17 protein-coding genes are annotated in these 20,781 nt (G+C 61.9%); 12 read left to right on the plus strand and 5 right to left on the minus strand.

The window, feature by feature from the left end; genetic code table 11:
- Positions 1-220: 220 nt before the first annotated feature.
- From G3N59_RS01505 to phnX, 3 genes are read right to left on the minus strand one after another with little or no spacing between them, the layout of a single operon-like run.
- On the minus strand, positions 221-1,672 hold the full coding sequence (locus tag G3N59_RS01505; protein WP_241023145.1) for an MFS transporter: 1,452 nt from the start codon (positions 1,670-1,672) through the stop codon (positions 221-223).
- A 31-nt stretch (positions 1,673-1,703) separates the two neighbouring features.
- The gene (psrA, locus tag G3N59_RS01510; protein ID WP_205980703.1) at positions 1,704-2,831 is read right to left on the minus strand and encodes an iron-containing alcohol dehydrogenase PsrA; all 1,128 of its coding nucleotides are present in this window, start codon (positions 2,829-2,831) and stop codon (positions 1,704-1,706) included.
- Positions 2,828-3,712, minus strand: a complete 885-nt coding sequence (gene phnX, locus G3N59_RS01515; RefSeq protein ID WP_205980704.1) for a phosphonoacetaldehyde hydrolase — start codon at positions 3,710-3,712, stop codon at positions 2,828-2,830. The genes psrA and phnX overlap by 4 nt, the downstream gene beginning before the upstream one ends.
- A gap of 182 nt (positions 3,713-3,894) precedes the next feature.
- On the opposite strand from phnX, the gene G3N59_RS01520 reads away from it, so the two are divergent.
- Positions 3,895-4,770 carry a LysR substrate-binding domain-containing protein gene (locus G3N59_RS01520; RefSeq protein ID WP_205980705.1) on the plus strand — a complete coding sequence of 292 codons (876 nt, stop codon included), beginning with the start codon at positions 3,895-3,897 and terminating at the stop codon, positions 4,768-4,770.
- A gap of 48 nt (positions 4,771-4,818) precedes the next feature.
- On the opposite strand, the gene G3N59_RS01525 is transcribed toward G3N59_RS01520, so the two are convergent.
- Positions 4,819-5,478 (minus strand): glutathione S-transferase family protein, encoded by a 660-nt coding sequence (locus tag G3N59_RS01525; protein ID WP_205980707.1) that lies wholly within the window; start codon positions 5,476-5,478, stop codon positions 4,819-4,821.
- A gap of 265 nt (positions 5,479-5,743) precedes the next feature.
- Between G3N59_RS01525 and phaZ the strand changes: the two genes are divergently transcribed.
- Both phaZ and G3N59_RS01535 read left to right on the plus strand, forming a co-directional pair.
- Complete coding sequence (gene phaZ, locus G3N59_RS01530; RefSeq protein WP_205980709.1) at positions 5,744-7,105, plus strand: polyhydroxyalkanoate depolymerase; 1,362 nt, start codon at positions 5,744-5,746, stop codon at positions 7,103-7,105.
- 116 nt (positions 7,106-7,221) lie between these two features.
- The gene (locus G3N59_RS01535; protein WP_205980710.1) at positions 7,222-8,361 is read left to right on the plus strand and encodes a GGDEF domain-containing protein; all 1,140 of its coding nucleotides are present in this window, start codon (positions 7,222-7,224) and stop codon (positions 8,359-8,361) included.
- A gap of 27 nt (positions 8,362-8,388) precedes the next feature.
- On the opposite strand, the gene G3N59_RS01540 is transcribed toward G3N59_RS01535, so the two are convergent.
- Positions 8,389-9,147 carry a YkgJ family cysteine cluster protein gene (locus tag G3N59_RS01540; RefSeq protein ID WP_205980711.1) on the minus strand — a complete coding sequence of 253 codons (759 nt, stop codon included), beginning with the start codon at positions 9,145-9,147 and terminating at the stop codon, positions 8,389-8,391.
- A 498-nt stretch (positions 9,148-9,645) separates the two neighbouring features.
- Between G3N59_RS01540 and G3N59_RS37415 the strand changes: the two genes are divergently transcribed.
- From G3N59_RS37415 to G3N59_RS01585, 9 genes are all read left to right on the plus strand, one after another.
- Positions 9,646-11,415: a methyl-accepting chemotaxis protein gene (locus tag G3N59_RS37415; RefSeq protein WP_346777836.1), complete on the plus strand. Its 1,770-nt coding sequence runs from the start codon at positions 9,646-9,648 to the stop codon at positions 11,413-11,415.
- 123 nt (positions 11,416-11,538) lie between these two features.
- Positions 11,539-12,255, plus strand: coding sequence for a gluconate 2-dehydrogenase subunit 3 family protein (locus G3N59_RS01550; RefSeq protein ID WP_205980714.1), 717 nt, complete (start codon positions 11,539-11,541; stop codon positions 12,253-12,255).
- Between the two features lie 46 nt (positions 12,256-12,301).
- A complete protein-coding gene (locus tag G3N59_RS01555) occupies positions 12,302-14,071 on the plus strand; it encodes a GMC family oxidoreductase (protein ID WP_205980715.1) in 1,770 nt (589 codons plus the stop codon).
- Complete coding sequence (locus G3N59_RS01560) at positions 14,068-15,348, plus strand: cytochrome c (RefSeq protein WP_346777837.1); 1,281 nt, start codon at positions 14,068-14,070, stop codon at positions 15,346-15,348. The genes G3N59_RS01555 and G3N59_RS01560 overlap by 4 nt, the downstream gene beginning before the upstream one ends.
- Before the next feature lie 411 nt (positions 15,349-15,759).
- A complete protein-coding gene (locus G3N59_RS01565; protein ID WP_241023148.1) occupies positions 15,760-16,719 on the plus strand; it encodes an ABC transporter substrate-binding protein in 960 nt (319 codons plus the stop codon).
- A gap of 63 nt (positions 16,720-16,782) precedes the next feature.
- Positions 16,783-17,580 carry an ABC transporter ATP-binding protein gene (locus G3N59_RS01570; protein ID WP_205980717.1) on the plus strand — a complete coding sequence of 266 codons (798 nt, stop codon included), beginning with the start codon at positions 16,783-16,785 and terminating at the stop codon, positions 17,578-17,580.
- A 37-nt stretch (positions 17,581-17,617) separates the two neighbouring features.
- Positions 17,618-18,487 carry an ABC transporter permease gene (locus tag G3N59_RS01575; protein WP_205981063.1) on the plus strand — a complete coding sequence of 290 codons (870 nt, stop codon included), beginning with the start codon at positions 17,618-17,620 and terminating at the stop codon, positions 18,485-18,487.
- A gap of 89 nt (positions 18,488-18,576) precedes the next feature.
- Entirely contained in the window at positions 18,577-19,947 is a 1,371-nt protein-coding gene (locus G3N59_RS01580) for a sensor histidine kinase (RefSeq protein WP_205980718.1), read from the plus strand.
- A 9-nt stretch (positions 19,948-19,956) separates the two neighbouring features.
- Positions 19,957-20,661: a response regulator gene (locus G3N59_RS01585; RefSeq protein ID WP_205980719.1), complete on the plus strand. Its 705-nt coding sequence runs from the start codon at positions 19,957-19,959 to the stop codon at positions 20,659-20,661.
- Positions 20,662-20,781: the final 120 nt, after the last annotated feature.

Here is a 20,781-nt window from a genome sequence, read left to right on the forward strand (position 1 = left end):
TATTGCACCTTTTTTACGTTTCTCTTTGCTGGTTTGTCATGGTCCGGTTCATGGGCTTCGTTATTGTCAAATCAGATAATAGTGGGTGGGCGCACCATTCAGTTATTAAGCCGCTCATCTCAGCAAGAAGCGATCCCGGCATGTCTGTCGCCCAAAAGAAAACGGCGCCCGGTTCTTTATGAACCGGGCGCCGCATCAAGCAGCACAAGACATTTCGCTATCAGGCCACGCGGGGCACGCCATCTGCCTGAACGGCATAACCGTCATCGACACTGCCTTCTTCGAGCGAAACGTTGCGCGTTTCGCGGCCCATCATCCACCACGCGGCTGCCGCAATCGGGCCGGGCAGGGCGAGCAGCAGCAGGCCGATCAGCGCTGCCGAAGGCGTGCCCGACGCCGCGTACACATTGGTGAGCATCAGCGGCGCGATCACGGCGCCCAGTCGTCCCACCGCGACGGAGATGCCAAGGCCCGTGGCGCGAATCCGCGTAGGCAGGATTTCCGACGACACCACATAGCCCGAGATATACGCCCACGTCACACCGAACTGGATCAGGCAGTAGCCGATCACCATGCCGGGCAGCGTATGCATCGCGTAGATTACGATGATGGCGAGCGTCGTGAAGGTGTAGCTCACGAACAGCGAGGCGCGGCGGCCCCACGCTTCGACCAGCACGGAGGCGGTCAGGCCGCCTGCGAGCGCGGCCGCATTGCCGTAGACGTAGTAGATCGGCATGTCGGCGGCCGAGACCTTCATATACGGCAGGATCACCAGCGCCATCAGCGTAAGCACGCCATACACCACGGCGGCCTGCGAGAAGTTGAGCGCGCTGGCGAGGCCGCAACGCATGCGGTACGCGCCGAACAGCTCACGCACATTGCGCCAGAAAGCGGGGTGCATCGGTACGAGTGTGGTCTTGGGGTATCGCTGTGCGGCTTGTGCGCGTTCCTGTTGCGTGAGCTTGCTCTGCGCAGCGCTGGCGGCGATGCGCTCGACGATGGCTTCCGCCTCTTCCACGCGACCCTGTTGCAGCAGCCAGCGCGGCGATTCGGGAATCACGCGGCGAATCCAGAAGAACAGCAACGCCATGGTGGTGCCGAAGCCAAAGCCCACGCGCCACGAGATCGCACCGGGCAGGTGGTTGAGCACGAAATACGAAATGGCGGCCGAAATCAGTGCGCCCACCGGAAAGCCCGAGAGAATCAATGAATCGGTGCGGCCGCGATGACGCTTGGGAATGAATTCGCCCATTGTTGCGGTGACGGCCGAATATTCGCCGCCCACGGCGAGCGCGGTCATCGCGCGGAAGAACAGGAACGACTCGTAGTTCCACGAAAACACCGTGGCGACGCTGAAAAACGCGTACCAGAGCAGCGTGGCGAGAAAGAGTTTCTTGCGGCCATAACGATCCGCGAGATAACCGAAGCCAATCGCGCCCACCAGCATGCCGAACACCCAGATACTCACGGCAAGCGAGCCCTGCGCGGAACTGAGGTGCCATTGAGTCTTCAGGACACCGAATACACTGCCGATAATGTTGGTCTCGAATGAATCGAGTGCCCAGCCCACGCCAAGCGCGACGAGCATCAGCGTATGAAAGCGCGTCCAGGGCATGTTGTCGAGCCGCATGAGCGCGTCGGTTTCGACGGTGCGCGGCACAGGGTTTTGCATAGTCACGCTGGAATCTCCTGAGCGATGAATATCAGTGCGCGGCGGCAGCTTGCGCGCGCGAGGTGAAATCGATGTGCGGGAAGTTGGCGCGCTGGCCAATGAAGTTGCGGCCACGCGCGCCGTCGAAAGCCTGATCGACGATGGTTTCCCATTGCGCCGCATCCACGCCATAAGCGGCGGGATGCTGCGCGACGCCCAGCGTGTCGAGCAGATCGGCCAGGCGTTCGGGCGCCTGATCGACATCGCCGAAAATCTCGCCGATCGCGGCGTCGCAATCCGGGTCCACGCCCAGTGCGGCGGCCATCACGGCGGGCAGGCAGAACGAGCAGGCAATGCCGTGCGCCACGCCGCGCGAGAGCGTGATGGCGTACGAGATGTTGTGCGCGAGCGCGGTGCGCGTATTCGAAAACGCGAGGCCGGCGCGCAGCGCGCCCAGTGCCATCGCGCCACGTGCTTCGATATCCTGAGGATTCGTACTCACGCGTTGCAGGCCCGAAATCAATTCGCGCGCCGCGTGGATCGCGAGACCGCGCGTGACGGGATTCGCGTGTACGTTCCAGATGCTTTCGAGCGCGTGCGAGAGTGCGTCCAGTCCGCTGGCGATGGTCGGCTGCATCGGCAAGCCCACCATCAGGCTCGGATCGACGATGACCGCTTCTGCGTAGAGGTCTTCGCGCGAAAGCGAGAGCTTGCGATCGTTCGCCGGGTCCCAGACAGTGGCCCAGCAGGTCACTTCGCTGCCGGTGCCGGCCGTGGTGGGAATCGCGATGATCGGCAGCGCGCGACGGCCAGTGGAAGCGGCGCCTTCGAGGTAGGCGAGCACGGGTTCGAACGCGCCGTGTTCGGCGGCCAGCACTTTCGCGCTGTCCATCACCGATCCGCCGCCCAGCGCGATCAGCACTTCGGGCGCTGTTTCCAGCGCGGCGAGTTGCTCGCACGCACGGCGCAGCATCGGCACCGAAGGATTCGCTTCGACCGAATCGATGCGCGCGAGCGCAGCACCGTTGCGGGCTTCGATACGATCGGCGAGGGCCGCGAACAAGGCGTCGGGATAAGTGACGATCACGTAGCGGCGGCCCGCGATGGCTTCGCCGATTTCATCGAGCGAGCCCGCGCCAAAACGCACGCGCACCGGGTTATGAAAATGCCAGGCGTTCATGCGGCTTCCCCGGCGGCCATGCTGCGCTCGATTGCGTCGATCACGGCGGGCAGTTCGGCAATACTGTCGATGAGGAAATGCGCGCCGGTGCGGGCGAGTTTTTCGCGCGCGGGGGCGAGCAGCGCTTCGCGTGCAGCAGCGTCGAGCGCCTGCCATTGCGCGAGCGAAAGGCCCACTTCGTTGCCGGTCGCGACGATGCCGACGGTCCACATTCCGGCGGCGAGACCGGCTTCCAGACCCGTGGGGCTGTCGTCCACCACCACGCAGCTTTGCACGTGCGCCGCGCCCAGCGCGAGCGCGTTGGCAAGGCACATATCGGGCCACGGCCGGCCGCGCGCCACATCGCTCACGGTGCAGCAGAAGTCCGGCGCATAACCGTGCGCGGCGGCGATCGGCTGAAGATTCTTCATGACTTCACGCGGATAACCCGTCGTGCTGCCGATGGCGATGCCGCGTGCGCGCAGTGCCGCGATCGTCTCAAGCGCGCCGGGAATCAGTGCGCTGTATTTGGCGACGTTGACTTCGTCGATGCGCAGAAACGAGGCGTAAAGCGTGTCGATATCGTCTTCGTTCGAAGCGCGGCCGAACTGCGCCTGCCAGCGTGCCTGAACGCTTTCATCGCGCAGGATCAGGGCGATGTGTTCGCGTTTGGCGGCGCCCATCGGTGCGCGTGCTTCGGCCACGGTGATCGGCAGTTGTGCGAGCGCGAACGCTTCGCAGAAGGCTTCGACCGGCGCGATACAGCCGAAGTCCAGCACCGTGCCGGCCCAATCGAAAATCGCGGTGGTCAGGCGGCCCTGATAAGGCGCTGGGCGGCGCGGATTGCGCACGCGTGCTTCGGCGGCGTCGTGAAGGGAATGAACGTTGAGAGAAGTCGTCATGCTCGCACCAGTGGGGTCGGGGTGTGGGCTTTAGATCAGACGAATCGTCGCTGGATTCGAATGGGTTTCGGCCCGGTGTGAGCAACAGAATAGTTTTGACACATGACGCCGCTATGATCGAAATACCCGTTGAATTTCGGTGTTGCCACCGAAAATTCCGATCGATAAAAAATGACGCTTATATGACATTGACCCAGATCCGCGCCTTTATCGCGGTGGTGCATCACGGCGGCTTCACGGCAGCAGCACGCGCGCTCAATATGAGTCAGACAACCGTGACTTCGCAGATTCAGGCGCTCGAGCAGGAACACGGCGTTCAACTCTTTCACCGGCGCGGCCGCCGCGTCGAACTCTCTGAAGTGGGTCTCGATCTTTTGCCGATCGCGCGCCAGATTGGCGGTCTGGAAAACGACGCGATCTCGCTGCTGCGCGATAGTGGCGCGCTCACGCATGGCTCGCTGAAAATCGGCGCAGTGGGGCCGTTTCATGTGACGGAAATGATCGAGGCATATCACGCGCGGCATCCGAACATGCATCTCTCGGTGGCGCTCGGCAATTCGGAGCATGTGATGCGCGAACTGGATGCGTACGCCTGCGATGTGGGCGTGGTCGCGCGCGCATCGGCCGACGAGCGCTATCACATGCAGCTATACGCGCGTTATCCGGTGGTGGTGTTCGTGCATGCGGCGCATCCGTTCGCGCAGCGCGGCACGGTCGAACTGGCGGAGCTGGCGAGCGAACGCCTCTTGATGCGCGAAGCCGGGTCGACCACGCGGCTGGCGCTGGAAGAAGCGCTGGCTGAAATTGGCGCGACACCGCGCGTGGCGATGGAGATCGGCAGCCGCGAGGCGCTGCGCGAAGCCGTGGCGCGCGGCCTGGGTGTGGGAACGGTGTCCGAATCGGAATACGTAGCAGACGAGCGTTTGCGCAAAGTGCGTATCGCGGGCGATCCGATTTCAACGCACATCCACGTGTGCTGTCTCAGGGAACGGCGCGAGAGCCGACTGGTGGCGTCGTTCTTTTCAGCGGTGCAGGGTTTGTGTGCGCCTTTGAAATAATTCGTATGGCGAAATAATGTGGGTAATCATGCACGAAATCATGCGCGATCAGAACTCCATGTCGAGTTCGTCGATATCGATAGTTTCAGCTTGCGCCGCGGCAATCCATTCGGCGACATAAGGCTGCTTGAGCACGCGCATGCAGTACTCGCCGATATCGGCGTCGATCGGCACTTCGTAGGTCAGCAGGCGCGTGACCACCGGCGCGTACATCGCATCGGCGGCGCCAATCTCGCCGAATAGCCACGGGCCGCCATATTGCGCCAGACACTCGCGCCAGATCGTGACGATGCGTTCGATATCGTCCTGCGCACGCGACCAGATGCGGAAGTTCGGAAAATGTCCGCGCAGATTCATCGGCAGCGCCGAACGCAGCGCGCTAAAGCCCGAATGCATTTCGCCGCACACGGAGCGGCAATGTGCGCGCGCCTTGCGGTCCTTGGGCAAGAGCTTGGCCTGCGGATTGATTTCGTTGAGATATTCGCAGATAGCCAGCGTGTCCCAGATCTCGCTGCCGTCGTGGTGCAGGCACGGGACGAGAATCGACGGTGAAAGCAGCAGCAGTTCGGCGCGCGCTGCGGCATCGTCGACGGGTACGGTGATGGTTTCGAATTCGAGGCCCGCGAGTTTCGCGAGCAGCCAGCCGCGCATCGACCACGAAGAGTAATTGCGGCTGCTGATCGTAAGGCTCGTATTCGTCTGATTCATGCAGGTCTCCTGACCACGGATTTCCAGTACTTCAATACTCCATTGCGCCTTGCCGAATACCCTGCAACGCACACATCGCGGGCGCGGCGCACCGTGAATGTCGGCGTCATGCACTACGCTGAGGCACACGAGCATCGCGAGGCTGCGTGAAGCAACGATAGCGCCGATGGGTGCATCGATTCAGGTGCAAGGCTCATGCCAATGCGGCGCGTACTGGCATAGCTATTGCCTGCCATGCAGGGACTTTGCCCGCACGACAGCCGCCATGAATCTGCTTGCCTATCCGATGTATCAAGCGTTCGCCGATCTGATGCGCCCGTGGCGCGCCGCCGCGTCGCTCACGCGCAGCGTGCTGGCGACATGGCCCACGCTGGGCGCAGCATACGGCGCACGCGAACTCGACGCCTGGTGCGAACAACTGGAGATGGCGGGACTCACGCATGCGCGACCGCCCTTCGATATCGATTCGGTGCTGGTGAATGGCGCACGCGTGGCCGTGACCGAAGAGGTTGCGAAACGCACGCCGTTTGCCACGCTGCTGCACTTTCGCAAGAACATGGACGCAGCGCTTGCGCCACAACCGCGCGTATTGCTGGTCGCGCCGATGTCCGGCCACTTCGCCACGCTGCTGCGCGGCACGGTGCGCACGATGCTCGCCGACCACGACGTCTATATCACCGACTGGCACAATCCGCGCGACGTGCCGCTCGCCGCGGGGCGCTTTGGTTTCGACGAATACGTCGAGCACGTGATGGCGTTTATTCGCCGCATCGGCCCCGATGCGCATCTGGTGGCGATCTGCCAGCCCACGGTCGCCGCGCTCGCGGCGGTCGCGCTGATGGCCGCCGACAACGATCCCGCGCAGCCCGCGAGCATGACGCTGATGGCCGGGCCGATCGATTGCCGCGTCAATCCCACTTCGGTTAACGACCTCGCCAATAGCAAGCCAATTGAATGGTTCGAGCGCAATCTGATTGGCGCGGTGCCGGGCGGTTTTGCGGGCGCGCATCGGCGTGTATATCCGGGCTTTGTGCAATTGAGTGCGTTTATGTCGATGAATCTCGAACGGCATCTGGCTTCATTCGATGAAATGCGGCGGGAACGCGCCCATGGCGACGCTGCAAAAGCGCAGGCGATCCGCGTTTTCTATGAGGAATATTTCGCCACCAGCGATCTCACGACGGAGTTTTATCTGGAGACCGTGCGTTCGGTGTTTCAGGAATATGCGCTGCCGCTGGGCAAACTCAAGGTGGGCGAGCGGCTGGTGGAGCCGCACGCGATCCGGCACACGGCATTGCTCACGGTGGAAGGCGAAAAGGACGATATCTGCGCAGTAGGGCAGACCGTGGCGGCGCAGGAATTGTGTTCGGGTTTGCGGCCGTATATGAAAACCCATCACGTGCAAACCGGCGTGGGGCATTACGGCGTATTCAACGGCCGCCGCTGGGATACGCAGATTTATCCGCTGGTGCGCTCGACCATTCATGCGCATGAACCGCGCGCGCGACGCATGGGGGCGCAGTCGGCGGTGGACGGTTCGAGTCAGGTGACCTTGCGCGCGTTGCTCGATGCCGATGCACACGCGGCCGCCGCCATTGCAAAGGCCGCCGAAACGCAATCCAAATAAGCTTGCGTAAAGTCCGCATTCAGGCGCTTTGCGCAAAATGAATCATTGCCTGAAACGGATTAAAGGCCCGTGGTGAAATTGCCGATAAGCACGGCATATCCATCCCCGGTGCTCCTGTGACCGAATCAACCTCCATCGGCGAACGCCTGCGTTTGCTCGTGAACACCGTCCAGCATAACGAGCGCGCACTGCAGCGCTTTCAGCATGTCGAGTTGCTGCTGATCGAGGCCGAAGATTTCGCGGCCTTTCTCGACATTCTGACCGGCGAACTCGTGCAGGTTTTCGATCTCGGCGCGGCCACGCTATGGCTCGACGAAGGCGCGCGCCTCGCGGCCGAACTGCACGCGGCCGTCGCGCAGTCCGCACCGGCGAGCGATCACTTGCGCTGGGGACGTACCGCCGAATTCGACCTCCCCGAAGCATCGCCGATGCTCGGCGCCGTGGATGCGCTGAGCGACGAAGTGCGCGCCGCCTTGTTCGGTTCGATATCGGACGATGCGAGCGTCGCGATCCTGCCGCTGCGCCATCGTTCGGGCCCGCTCGGCTATTTGAGCCTGATCGGCAAGAACCGCGAGCGCTTCGCCGACGGCATGGCGACCGATCTGCTCGCGCGTTTCGCGGGTTTCGTGAGCGCGGGACTCGTCAATGTGGCGCAGCGCGAACAGCTCAAGCATCTGGGCATGACCGACTCGCTCACAGGATTGCCGAATCGGCGCTACTTCGAAATGCGGCTCGAAGAGGAATTGCAGCGCGCGGCGCGCCATGGCGTGGCGGTGGCGTGTCTATTCATGGATCTCGACCATTTCAAGCTGGTCAACGATACGCACGGTCACGCCGTGGGCGATCGCGTGCTGGCCGCGGTGGGCGCGTGTATTCGCTCGGCGGTGCGGCTGGGCGAAACCGTCGCGCGCTTCGGCGGCGAAGAATTCGTGGCTGTGCTGCAAGGCGACCGCTCGAATGCCAACGTGGTGGCGGAGCGCGTGCGTCGTGCGGTGGAAGCGCTGGTCGTGCGCAGCAACGACGGCGCGCAGGTGCCGGTGACCTTGTCGATCGGCGTGGCAGTGACGCCGGGCACATCGGCCGATAAAGGTGCGGCGGCGCGCGCGCTGATCGACGCCGCCGACCGCGCGCTGTATCGCGCAAAGCGTTCGGGCCGCAACCAGATCGTATTCGCGGCGGACGGCGAGCATGAAAGTGACAGCGAAAGCGAAGCCGCCGCCGAAGATGAAGCCGATTCGCGCCAGGAGCAGGTCTGAATGGGCGTGAGCGGGCCTGACCTGGCCTTACAAGCCGAGGTAATGGCAGCCTTCGCGATTCGCATCGCTATCCATGGTGCCACGCGCACCTACTTCAATTAGCGTGTCCACGGTTGCGCGCCGGTTCGACACCAGCGTCCACACTGTTTGCGCTGCAGGTTCGCGCGCGTCCTGCTGCACATCGCGCAGCGCCGCGAGCAGACGCTCGCGTTCGGGCGACGCGACCACAAATCCCTCGTTGGCTACAGATGCGTGCTGAAGTCCCAGACGTTCGCAAAGCGCGCGCTTCATCTCGACCGAGGCTTCGTCCGCGCGCCGGCTCGCGTCGATCGCATCGCGCGTGTCGGCCTGCATCAGCACGCCATCGACGGCAAACGGCGTGGGCGCTTGCCACGCTTCGTCGGGACAGAGTTTGAATTCCGGCTTCATCGCGTAGAACGGATTGATTTCGGCGGGATAGATGCGGCACACGAGCGGCCGCTCCGTATAAATGCCGCAACGCAAGTCTGCGCCGAGATTCGGGCACGGGCCGGAGAAGGTCGCGGCCAGCGTAATGCCCACGCGCACCGGCAATTCGCCGCTCATGGCCGCGAAGGTGCGTGCGCGCTTATAGGCGGCGTAGGCGTTGCTCGCGTCGGGCTCGGCTGGCCAGGGAATCGCTTCGCAAAGCAGGTCGACCTGGCCGCCGCGCTCGATCCAGCGGGTCGCTTCGGCAAACGTGAGCGGCAGGCGCAGATCGGTGCAGCATTTGCCGCAACTCGTGCAATCGAAATGGGTACTGTCCAACGGTGGGAATCCTTTTCATCGCGCCTGGAGCGATTGGCGCGTCAGACTGAACGATAGCGCGGCTTGGGGTAAGGCGATGTAAGGAGTAGTGGGGCGGATTGGGGCCACTTTGGGGTTTTCGAATTACAGTTTTGTCAGCCTTCCCGCATGGCTTACGCAAGCTTTACAGCGCGATTTAATTGCGCTCATCGCTCACACGGCCGTCACATTGATCCAATAAAACTCACTCGTGCGGCTTTTTAACTAAAGTTTTACTTTCAAATGCCGTTACTGCGCCTGTCACGGTGAGAAGTGGTAGGGAAAAACGAGCCGAGCGCCGATACAAGCGCCGCGCCGTGGCAAGCGATGCGCGCGCCAGACAGATAAAAGACACGTAACAGCGGCCGCGCATCGGCTAACAAGAACGACAGCACCTTGGTCCAGGTGGCGACAGTAAAACGGAAGAGACAATTTTTTAATTCTTGGGGTTTGTCTCTTATGCAACTTTCGCGACTTAGGGTGGGTACGCGCCTCACCGTGGGTTTCGGTGCGCTGCTGGTGCTGTTCGCCGTCGTGGTGGGCTCGGCACTGTTCGTCCTGCATTCGCTCAATACGGTCATCTATTCGGGCCTCAATGTCGGCACCGCGCAGATCGGCCTGCTTGGCCGCGCGCTGGGCAAGGCGCAGGGCGCGTCGCTGGCGATGCAACGCCTGATCGTCGCGCACGATCCCGCCGACATGGAAACGCAAAAGCGCAACGTCGACGAAAAGCTGGGCGACTATCACGACGCCATGACGCGCATGCAGACCCTGTTTGCGCAGAACGACACCACGGATGCGCGCGAGCGCGATTTCATCGCGCAGATCGACCAGCTTGGTCAGGTGGCGGAGCCGCTCGTCAAGAAGAATGCCGAACTCGGCATGCAGGCCGATCCGGGCGCACCTGAAATGCTCTCGAAGCAGACCGGCCCGGCGCTCTCCGATTGGACCGATGTGCTCGGCAAGTTCCGCGATTACGAAGTGAGCCGCGCCGCCGCTACGGCCGCCGCAGCGAACTCCACCTATAGCGCGGGCCGCAATACGCTGATTGCGGCTTCGCTATTCGGCCTCGTGATTTCAGTGGGTTTTGCCGTGCTGATCACGCGCAGCATTCTCGTCCAGCTTGGCGGCGAACCGGCTTACGCGCAAGAGATTGCCCGTCATATCGCCGATGGCCGCCTGGACATGCCGATCGACACGGCGGCGAGCGATCGCACCAGCCTGCTGCATTCGCTGCGCCAGATGCGCGATCAGCTTGCCAGCACCGTGCGCGGTATCCGCGATGCAACCGATAGCGTACGGACGGCCTCGGGCGAAATTGCCGCGGGCAATACCGATCTTTCGGCGCGTACCGAACAGCAGGCCGCCTCGCTCGAAGAAACCGCTTCGAGCATGACGCAGATTACGACCGTGGTGCGCCAGAGCGCTGAAAACGCGCGTCAGGCTGCGGGACTCACGACCACGGCCATCGAAGTGGTCGATGCGGGCGCAACGACCGTCGAAGGCATGGTGAACACCATGTCGCGTATCAGCGAGAATTCCAGCAAGGTTGCGGATATCACCACGCTGATCGAAGGCATCGCGTTCCAGACCAATATTCTCGCGCTCAACGCGGCGGTGGAAGCCGCGCGTGCGGGCGAGCAGGGTCGCGGTTTTGCGGTGGTGGCCAGCGAAGTGCGCAGCCTCGCGCAGCGCTCGGCGGCAGCGGCGAAGGAGATCAAGGAGGTGATCGGCGCTTCGGCCACGGCAATCGATGGCGGGGCGCGTCAGGCTTCGGAAGTCAGCTCGGCGATGGCGCAGATCAAGCAGTCGATTCGCCATGTCTCCGATATCGTCAGCGAAATCTCGGCCGCTGCCGAGGAACAGAGCACCGGCATCGCCGAAGTGAATCAGGCGGTGGGGCAGATGGATACGGTCACGCAGCAGAACGCGGCGCTGGTGGAAGAAGCGGCGGCTGCGTCGAAGTCGCTGGAAGATCAGGCCGAGCGTTTGCGCACGGCTGTTTCGGTGTTCAGCCTTTCCTCGCAGGCTGCGTATGCTGTCCAGCCCGCGCCGTTGCCAGCGGCAGTGCAAACCGCATCTACGCCGCCCGCCGCGCCGCGCCGTGCGTCCGTGGCTTTCAAAGCCAAAGCGCCCGCACCGCGCGAGCCGAAGCTCGCCAAAGCGGCCAAAGAGCCGCAAGCCAGCGCCCCCGTGCGTGAAACTGCTCTTGCGGCAGTGAACGCCGATCAGGATTGGGAAACCTTCTAAGCCTGCATGCGCGGGGTGTCGATTGCCTATCCCGCGCACTGTCCGGCACAACCCCTACAATGCGCCGCCGCCGTATGGCGTGCGCTTTGCAGATTCAAACAAATAATAAGGAGCGGCTCGATCATGTCGTCCCCACAATTCTCACGACGAAAATTCCTTGTTTCTTCCTTGCTCGCGTTGCCCGCTTTGGGTATCGCCGTGCATGGCATGAGCGCTGCGCAGGTTGCGGAAATCGCCGCGCCTGACCTCGCGGCCTATCACCCGGCGTTCTTTTCCGCCGATGAATGGCGCTTCGTGCTGGCAGCGTGCGATCGTCTGATTCCCGCCGATGGCCGCGGCCCCGGCGCACTCGAAACCAATGTGCCGATCTTTATCGATCAGCAATTGCACGGCGAATTCGGCCACGAAATCTATCTGCAAGGCCCTTTCGATCTGAAGGCGCCGCCGACGCTCGGCTATCAACTGCCTTATACGCCGCAAGAGATTTATCAGCGCGGTATCAAGACCGTCGACGCATGGTGCGAGCAGCAGCATCAGAAGCGTTTCAGCGAACTCGATGCAGACAAGCAGGATGCCGCACTCAAGGCCATGCAGGCCAATGAGATCGACTTCGCGCAGTTTGGCGAACCGGCGCTCAAAGGCAGTCAGTTTTTTGGCGAAATGCTTTCGGATTCGAAGAACGGCTATCTGTCCGATCCGATTTACGGCGGCAATAAAGGCATGAAAGCGTGGATTGCGATTGGCTTTCCGGGCGCACGCGCGAGCTTTCTGGAGTGGGTCACGCAACATAACGTGAAATACCCGCTCGGCCCCGTGAGCCTCACCGGCATGCGCGCCTGACGCGGTGCTGCCGATCGACTGAAGACAGACAGATTCAAGGAATAACGTGGCAAACATCACTAATGACGCCGTAGACGTCGTGGTCGTCGGGCTGGGCTGGGCCGGTTCGCTCATGAGTATGGAACTGGCGCAGGCGGGCCTGAAAGTGCGCGCGCTGGAGCGCGGCGAGGACCGCAGCAATAGCGACTTCGCGTACCCGAAGCCCGCCGATCAATACGCTTACGCCGTGCGTAACAAGGTCATGGTCACGCCGCGCGATGGCGCGCTGACCGTGCGGCATTCGGCTAACGACACCGCGCTGCCGACCCGCAAATGGGGCGCTTTTGTGCCTGGCACGGGTGTGGGCGGTTCGGGTCTGCACTGGACCGGCGTGCTGATCCGTCCGACGCCAACCGACCTCAAGCTCAAGACTTACGCCGATCAGGCCTACAAGAAAGGCCAGCTCGAAGAAGGCATGCAGGTGCAGGACTTCCCGTTCACGTGGGACGAAATCGAGCCGTATTACGACTTCTTCGACAAGGTCTGCGGCCTCTCGGCGAATACCGGCAATCTGCGCGGCAAGATCATGGAAGGCGGCGATCCGTTCGAAGGGCCGCGCTCGAATCCTGCGCCGCTGCCCGCGCTGGAAGACACGCTCAATACGTCGATGTTCGCTACGGCGGCGCGCAAGCTCGGTTATCACCCGTTTCCGAATCCTTCGGCGAACGTTTCGCGCGCATGGACGAACCCGTATGGCTGCCAGATCGCGCCGTGCAATTACTGCGGCTTCTGCAGCAAGTATCCGTGTCTGAACTTCTCGAAGGCTTCGCCGCAAACGGCGGTGCTCGATGCGCTCAAGCGCATGGACAACTTCTCGTACCGCGTCAACGCGAATGTGCTGCGCGTGGAGTTGCACGAGGACGGCAAGACCGCGAAGGGCGTGACCTACGCGGACGAGCACGGCAACGAAGTGTTCCAGCCCGCGAAGATCGTCGTGCTGGCGGGCTTCCAGTTCGTGAACGTGCGGCTGATGCTGCTTTCGGGTATCGGCAAGCCTTATGACCCGGTCACGGGCAAGGGCACGATCGGCCGTAACTACGCATTCCTGAGTAATGGCGGCGCAACGCTGTTCTTCAAGGACAAGAATTTCAATCCGTTCGCCACGGCCGGCGCGACCGGTCAGATGTTCAACGATGTCTCACCGGGTAATTTCGACGGGCCTTCGCTCGGGATTATCGGCGGCGCGAAGATTCATAGTTCGCAGTCTTCGGGCGCACCGATCGGCACCGCGCTGCCGCATGGCACGCCTGCCTGGGGCAAGGGCTGGAAAGAGGGCATGCAGGACTGGTACGGCCATTCGATGAAGATCAGCATCACGACGAGCTGTATGTCGTACCGCGATCATTACGTCGATCTCGATCCGAACTATAAAGACCCGTGGGGCCAGCCGCTGCTGCGTATTACGTTCGACTGGAAACAGAACGAACTGAAATTGCAGCAGCATCTGCGCAAGATCGTGCTGGACGTCACGAAGGAATTGAACCCGGATAGTTATTCGGAAAGCTTCCTGTCGCTCGATTCGCACTGGGATATCACGAAGTATGTGTCCACGCATAACGTGGGCGGTGCGGTGATGGGCGATTCGCCGGAAACCAGCGCGTTGAACCGCTATCTGCAAAGCTGGGACGTGCACAACGTCTTCGTGCCGGGCGGCAATGCGTTCCCGCAGAACTTCCAGGCGAATCCCACTGCCACGATTGGCGCGATCACGCTGATGGCCGCGCGCGCGATCAAGGAGCAGTACCTCAAGAACCCCGGCCCGCTCGTGCAAGCATGACCATGAAACTATTCAAGACTTTGACGGCTGCAATCATGACGGTTGCAGCAGGCATGGGCATGGCCGCGGCGCATGCTCAAGGACAGACTCAGGACGCGCAGGCCGCGTTGATCCAGCACGGCGAATACCTCGCACGTGCGGGCGATTGCATGGCCTGTCATAGCACGACAGGCAGAAAGCCTTATTCGGGCGGTCTCGCGATCAAGAGCGGTCTGGGTACGATCTACTCGACCAATATCACGCCGGACACGCGCAACGGCATCGGCCATTACACGGAAGCGCAATTCGCGAATGCGTTGCGCAAGGGCATTCGCGCGGACGGCACGAATCTCTATCCGGCGATGCCTTACCCGTCGTATGCGAAGCTGACCGACGCAGACGTGCATGCGCTCTACGTCTATTTCATGAAGGGCGTGGCGCCGAGCGACGAGCCTGCTCCGCTCACGAAGCTGAGCTTCCCGTTCAACCAGCGCTGGGGTATGGGGCTGTGGAACTGGGCGTTCTCATCGGACAAACCTTTCGTGGCACCGGAAGGCGCGAACGCTGAAGTGCAGCGTGGCGCTTATCTGGTCGAAGGCCTGGGCCATTGCGGCAGTTGCCATACGCCGCGCGGTATCGCGATGAACGAGAAGGCCTTCGATGGCAGCGACGCGCGCTATCTTGCGGGCGGCAGCCTCAATGGCTGGAACGTGCCGCCGCTGCGTGGCATCGCGAAGTGGTCGCGCGCGGATATCGTCGATTATCTGCAGATGGGGCGTAATAGCCAGGCTTCGGTGGCGGGCGAAATGACGTCGGTGGTGTACAACAGCACCTCGCATCTGAACGACGCCGATCTGAACGCAATCGCCGCTTATCTGCAGAGCCTGGGCAGTGCGCAGACCGTTGCGGGCGCACCTTCTGCAGCGAACGAAACGGCGGCGCATCTCACGGCGGCGAAGAACCTCACGCTGGGCGAGCGTCTCTATCTCGACAATTGCAGCGCGTGTCACTTCGTACATGGCAACGGTGCGCCGCGCGTGTTCCCGCGTCTGGATGGCGCAAGCATCGTCAATGCGTCGAGTCCCGATGCGCTGCTGCACGTGATGCTCGCGGGCGCGAAAACGCCTTCCACGGCGAAGGCGCCTTCGGTCTTGCCGATGCCCGGTTTCGCGGCTCGCCTGAATGACGATGAAGTGGCCGCGCTGGCTACGTTCGTGCGCAGCGGCTGGTCGAATCGCGCGGCGGCTGTCGACGCGGGCGAAGTCCGCAAGGTGCGTGCAGCGCTGGCAGACCAATAACGCAGCGATATAACGCCGGGTTTTAAATCCGGCGTTAGCCCGGCAGGCCGGTAGCAGGAAGCATGGTCGATCGACCGTGACTTCGGCTACCGGCCTTTTTTTTGACCTTAAGGATTCCCTAAGCCTGACTATGCCTCGTGCGGCCATGCTGCATTGCACTGAATAACAACAATTGTCATTCAACAGAAAAAGCCTGAATAAACCCTGCGACTCATGGAAATCCCGCATGTTTCAGGGGCTTTTGCGAAAGCAGGGAGAAGGGTTCGCATCGCTAGAATGCCTTCATTAATCGAGAGCCGGCAGCATCGTGTTGCAGGCCAACAATAATGGAGACAGTCGATGCAAACCACTTCTCGCGCGTGGCGCCGCGCTATGCCTGCTCTTGCATTCGCTACCGGCCTGCTGTTCGCCATGGCCGCGCCGCACGCACGCGCGGCCGATGACGCCGGCAACAAGATCACCATCATGGTGGGCGGGATCACCAAGCTGATCTATTTGCCTGCGCGTCTGACCGAGCAACTAGGCTATTTCAAGGATGAAGGGCTGGACGTGGAGCTGCTTTCGCAGCCCGCCGGCGTGGATGCGGAAAACGAACTGCTGGCGGGCGCCGTGCAGGGCGTGGTGGGTTTCTACGATCACACTATCGACCTTCAGACTAAAGGTAAGGATGTCAAAGCAATTGTCGTATTCGGACAGGTGCCTGGCGAAGTGGAAATGGTGTCGTCGAAATCGGCCGATAGCGTTAAATCGATGGCCGATGTCAAAGGCAAAACGCTGGGCGTAACGGGGCTGGGTTCGTCGACGAGCTTTCTCACGCAGTATCTGGCGGGCCAGCACGGCATTGCATCGACCGATTACACCATGCTGCCGGTGGGCGCGGACGCAAGCTTTATCGCTGCGGTCAAGCAAGGGCGTATCGATGCGGGCATGACCACGGAGCCCACGGTTTCCGCGCTGCAAAAATCCGGCGATGCGAAGGTGCTGGTCGACATGCGCACGCTGGACGGCACGCGCGCCGCGCTCGGCGGCACTTATCCCGCCGCGAGCCTCTATGTGCAGGACGCGTGGGCCGCTACGCACAAGGCGCAGGCCGCGAAACTCGCGCATGCATTCGTGCGCACGATGCAGTTCATCCACACGCATAGCGCGGAAGAGATCGCCGCGAAAATGCCCGACGATTATCAGAAAGACAAGACGCTTTATGTGAGCGCCTTGAAGGCTTCGCTGCCGATGTACACGTCCGACGGCAAGATGCCCGCCGACGGTCCCACGACGGTGCTCAAAGTACTCGCGAGCTTCAATCCTTCGGTGAAGGGCAAGCACGTGGACCTCGCCAGAACGTGGACGAACGACTTCGTCACTGCGAAATAACTGCGTCGCGTAGCGCGGCTTTGGCGCCCGTCGTGGCGCCCGATCTATCGTGAGATGCCTTTCATGAAGCAAGCTCCAACTTCCACCGCCACGCCTGCGATCGAGTTTCGCTCGGTGTCGTGCCGCTTTATCGCGCCGGACGGCAAGGCGACGGTCGCCTTGCGCGATTTCAGCATGGCCGTAGCGCAGGGCGAATTCGTCGCGATCGTCGGTCCGACCGGCTGCGGCAAATCCACCACGCTCAGCATGATTACGGGCCTGCTCAAGCCGACTGCGGGCGAAGTCCGCGTGATGGGCGCGCCCGTGAACGGCATCGATCCGCGCATCGGCTTTGTGTTTCAGGCCGATGCGGTATTCCCGTGGCGTTCGGTGCTCGACAACGTGGCGGCTGGGCCGCTGTTTCGCGGCCGCTCCAAAAGCGCGGCCTACGACGAAGCCAATACGTGGCTGCGCCGCGTCGGTCTCGACAAGTTCGGCAAGCATTATCCGCATCAACTCTCGGGTGGCATGCGCAAGCGCGTGGCGCTCGCGCAGACCTTCATCAACCGGCCCGAAATCCTGTTGATGGACGAACCGTTTTCGGCGCTCGACATGCAGACGCGCACGCTGATGCAGGACGAACTGCTGCAACTGTGGGGCGGCACGGGATCGGTGGTGTTCGTCACGCACGATCTCGAAGAGGCGATTGCCCTGGCCGACCGCGTGTTCGTGCTGACGGCGCGCCCTGCAACGCTCAAGAAGGTCTACGAAATCGACCTGCCGCGCCCGCGCATTACTTCGGAAATCCGCTACGAACCGCGCTTTATCGAAATCTCCCGCGATATCTGGCATGACCTGCGCGAAGAGGTGCAAATTGCCTGACACGCTTGAACTCCGGAAACCGCCCATGACTGCATCCATGCCTTCACCGAATATGTCCGCGTCGCCATCCAGTGCGTCGCTCGATGGCCATGCGCTCGCGCAGATCGAGCGCCTCGCACAACGCCGCATACGGCAGCGTCATGCCCTCGTGATCGGCCTGCGCGTGCTTGTGCTCGTTGTCGTGCTGGGCGGCTGGGAACTTGCGGGACGCCACAAGTGGATCGATCCGTTCTTCTTCTCGATGCCTTCGCTGATCTATCTGCAGATCGTCGACTGGTTTCAGAATGGAACCTCGCAAGGGCCGCTGCTGTTGCAGGTGTGGGTCACGCTGGAAGAGACCGTGCTGGGTTTTCTGATTGGCGCTGCTGGCGGCGTGGTGTGCGGCGTGTTATTGGGCCGCAACAAGCTGCTCTCGGACGTGTTCAGCATTTATATCAAGGTCGCCAATTCGATTCCGCGTGTCGTGCTGGGATCGGTGTTCGTGATTGCGCTTGGCCTGGGGATGGCATCGAAGGTCGCGCTTGCGGTGGTCATGGTGTTCTTTGTGGTGTTCGGCAATGCGTTTCAGGGCGTGCGCGAAGCGGATCGCTACATGATCGCGAACGCACAGATACTCGGCGCGTCGCGTCGCCAGGTGACCACGTCGGTTGTGATTCCATCGGCGCTCTCGTGGATTCTGGCGAGCCTGCACGTGAGCTTCGGTTTTGCGCTGGTCGGTGCGGTAGTGGGTGAATTCCTCGGCTCGAAGCAGGGCATTGGCCTGCTGATCTCAACGGCGCAAGGCGCATTCAATGCGAGTGGCGTGTTCGCCGCGATGATCGTCCTCGCAGTGGTTGCGCTCTCAACGGATTATCTGCTGAGCGCACTCGAAAAGCGTTTGCTGAGATGGCGGCCCGCCGCATTCTGATGCTCGAATAACGGTCGTGCAGAAAAGAGAAGAACGGCCATTGCCGTCCCGCGTCCGACGCGGGACGGTTTTGTACTGGAGGGCGTGACATGGTGCATAGCCTGCGTGCGCGTTTGCTGTTGTGGTTGTTGCTGCCGCTGGCGGCTTTCGTGCTGGTGGCGGGCGGCGTGTCCTACGATGCCGCGCGACAGACCGCCAATCTGCTGCAGGACAGTGCGTTACTGGCTTCGGCGCGCACGATTATCGAAGATGTCGATTGGGATAACGGTGCGTTGATTGCGACGATTCCGCCCGCCGCGCTAGAGTTGTTCGAATCGCCGTATCAGGATCAGGTCTTTTATAAAGTGCTCGCGGGCAAAGGGCGTTTGCTGGTGGGCGCGCCCGATCTTCCCGCGCCGCCTGCGGGCCTGGCATTGCCCGCCTGGTATGACAGCCGCTATGCCGGCATGCCCATTCGCGCCGTGGCCTACGAGCGCCTGCTCTACGATTCCGGTCATGCCGAACGCGTCACGGTCATCGTCGGCAAAACGATGGCCTCACGTCAGGCCATGATCGACGTGCTGTGGCGGCCGCAACTCTTGCGGCAAGGGCTGATGCTCGCGCTCGTCATGCTGCTCGTACCGCTCGGGCTTACACTCGAATTGCGCCCGCTCATGCGGCTAAAAGACGATGTCGCCGATCGCGAACCCACGCAACTCGAACCGATTCGCCCGGATCATTTGCCTTCGGAACTCAGGCCGATTGTCGATGCGATCAATCAGTGCATTGCGCGTCTCAAGGTGCATGCGTCGACCCAACGCCAGTTTATTGCCGATGCCGCGCATCAACTGCGCACGCCGCTGACGCTGCTGGCGACGCAAACACAGTTCGCAAGCCAGTGCGACGCGCGCGACCCGGCGCTGTTCGCCGCGCTCAAGGGCGTACATCGCACCAGCCAGAAAATGGCTGAATTAACGAGTCAGTTATTACTGCTGGCGCAGGCGGAATCGATGGCGTCGCCGGGCGTTGCGACGCGCGTGTCGCTTGCCGCGGTGTTGTCGTCCGTGCTCGAAGAATTGATTCAGGCCGCGCAGCATCGCGATATCGATCTGGGCGCGGAACTCGACGAGCGCGTGAGCGTAGCGGGCAATGCGGGGTTGATCGCGTCGCTGGCTTCCAATCTGATCGATAACGCGATCCGCTATACGCAACGCGGCGGCAGCGTGACGGCGCTATGCCGCCGAGAAGGCGATGAAGCGGTGCTTCAGGTGATCGATAACGGCCCGGGCATTCCGGCCGAAGCGCGCGCACATGTATTCGAGCGTTTTTATCGCGTGGCGAACGATACCGAAGGCACGGGGCTGGGACTTGCGATCGTGCATCAGGTTGCGCGCTCGCATGGTGGATCGGTGACGATCGCATCCGGCGCGGCGCGCGTCGGACTGATTGTGACCGTGCGTTTGCCGCTCTGGCGTGAGTGAGGAGAGAACATGAAACTGCTGCTGGTGGAAGACAACGCAGAACTGTCGCACTGGATCGTCAATCTGTTGCGCGCCGAGCAATTCACCGTGGATGCAGTAGCCGATGGCGAAGCCGCCGATTCGGTGCTGCATACCCAGCGCTACGACGTCGTGCTGCTCGATATGCGCTTGCCGCGCATGAGCGGCAAGGACGTGCTCAACCGCCTGCGAAGGCGGCGCGATAACGTGCCGGTACTCATGCTCACGGCGCACGGTTCGATCGACGACAAGGTGGCGTGTTTCAGCGCGGGCGCGGACGATTATGTGGTCAAGCCCTTCGATAGCCGCGAACTGGTGGCGCGCATCAAGGCGCTGGTGCGCAGGCAAACGGGCGAGAAGTCGGGGCGTCTCACTTGCGGCGATCTGGAATACGTTTCGGATACGCGCGAATTCCGCCATCACGATGCCGTGCTGAACCTGCGCCGCCGCGAGCATTCGATACTCGAGGCGCTCATGCTTCAGCAAGGTAAGACCGTCTCCAAGCATGTGCTGATGGAACGGATCTTCAGCATGGACGACGAGCCGAGCGCCGATGCCATCGACCTCTATATTCACCGCCTGCGCAAGCATCTTGCGGATTCGAGCGCGCAGATCATGACGCTGCGCGGCCTGGGTTATATCCTGCGCGCGAAAGCCGTGCCGGTACACGAACACGAACGCATCGAAAGCGCCTAAGTATTGGTGAATTCACTTAGGCATCCAAAGGATGCGGGAAAGGAGCGCGAAGGATTCAACCCTCTAGGATTCGTCTCATCCGTTGAACGCAAAACGAGCCGGTGCAAGCCGACGAAAACC

Origin of the sequence: Paraburkholderia sp. Ac-20340, assembly GCF_017104965.1 — a bacterium.
GTDB lineage: Bacteria > Pseudomonadota > Gammaproteobacteria > Burkholderiales > Burkholderiaceae > Paraburkholderia.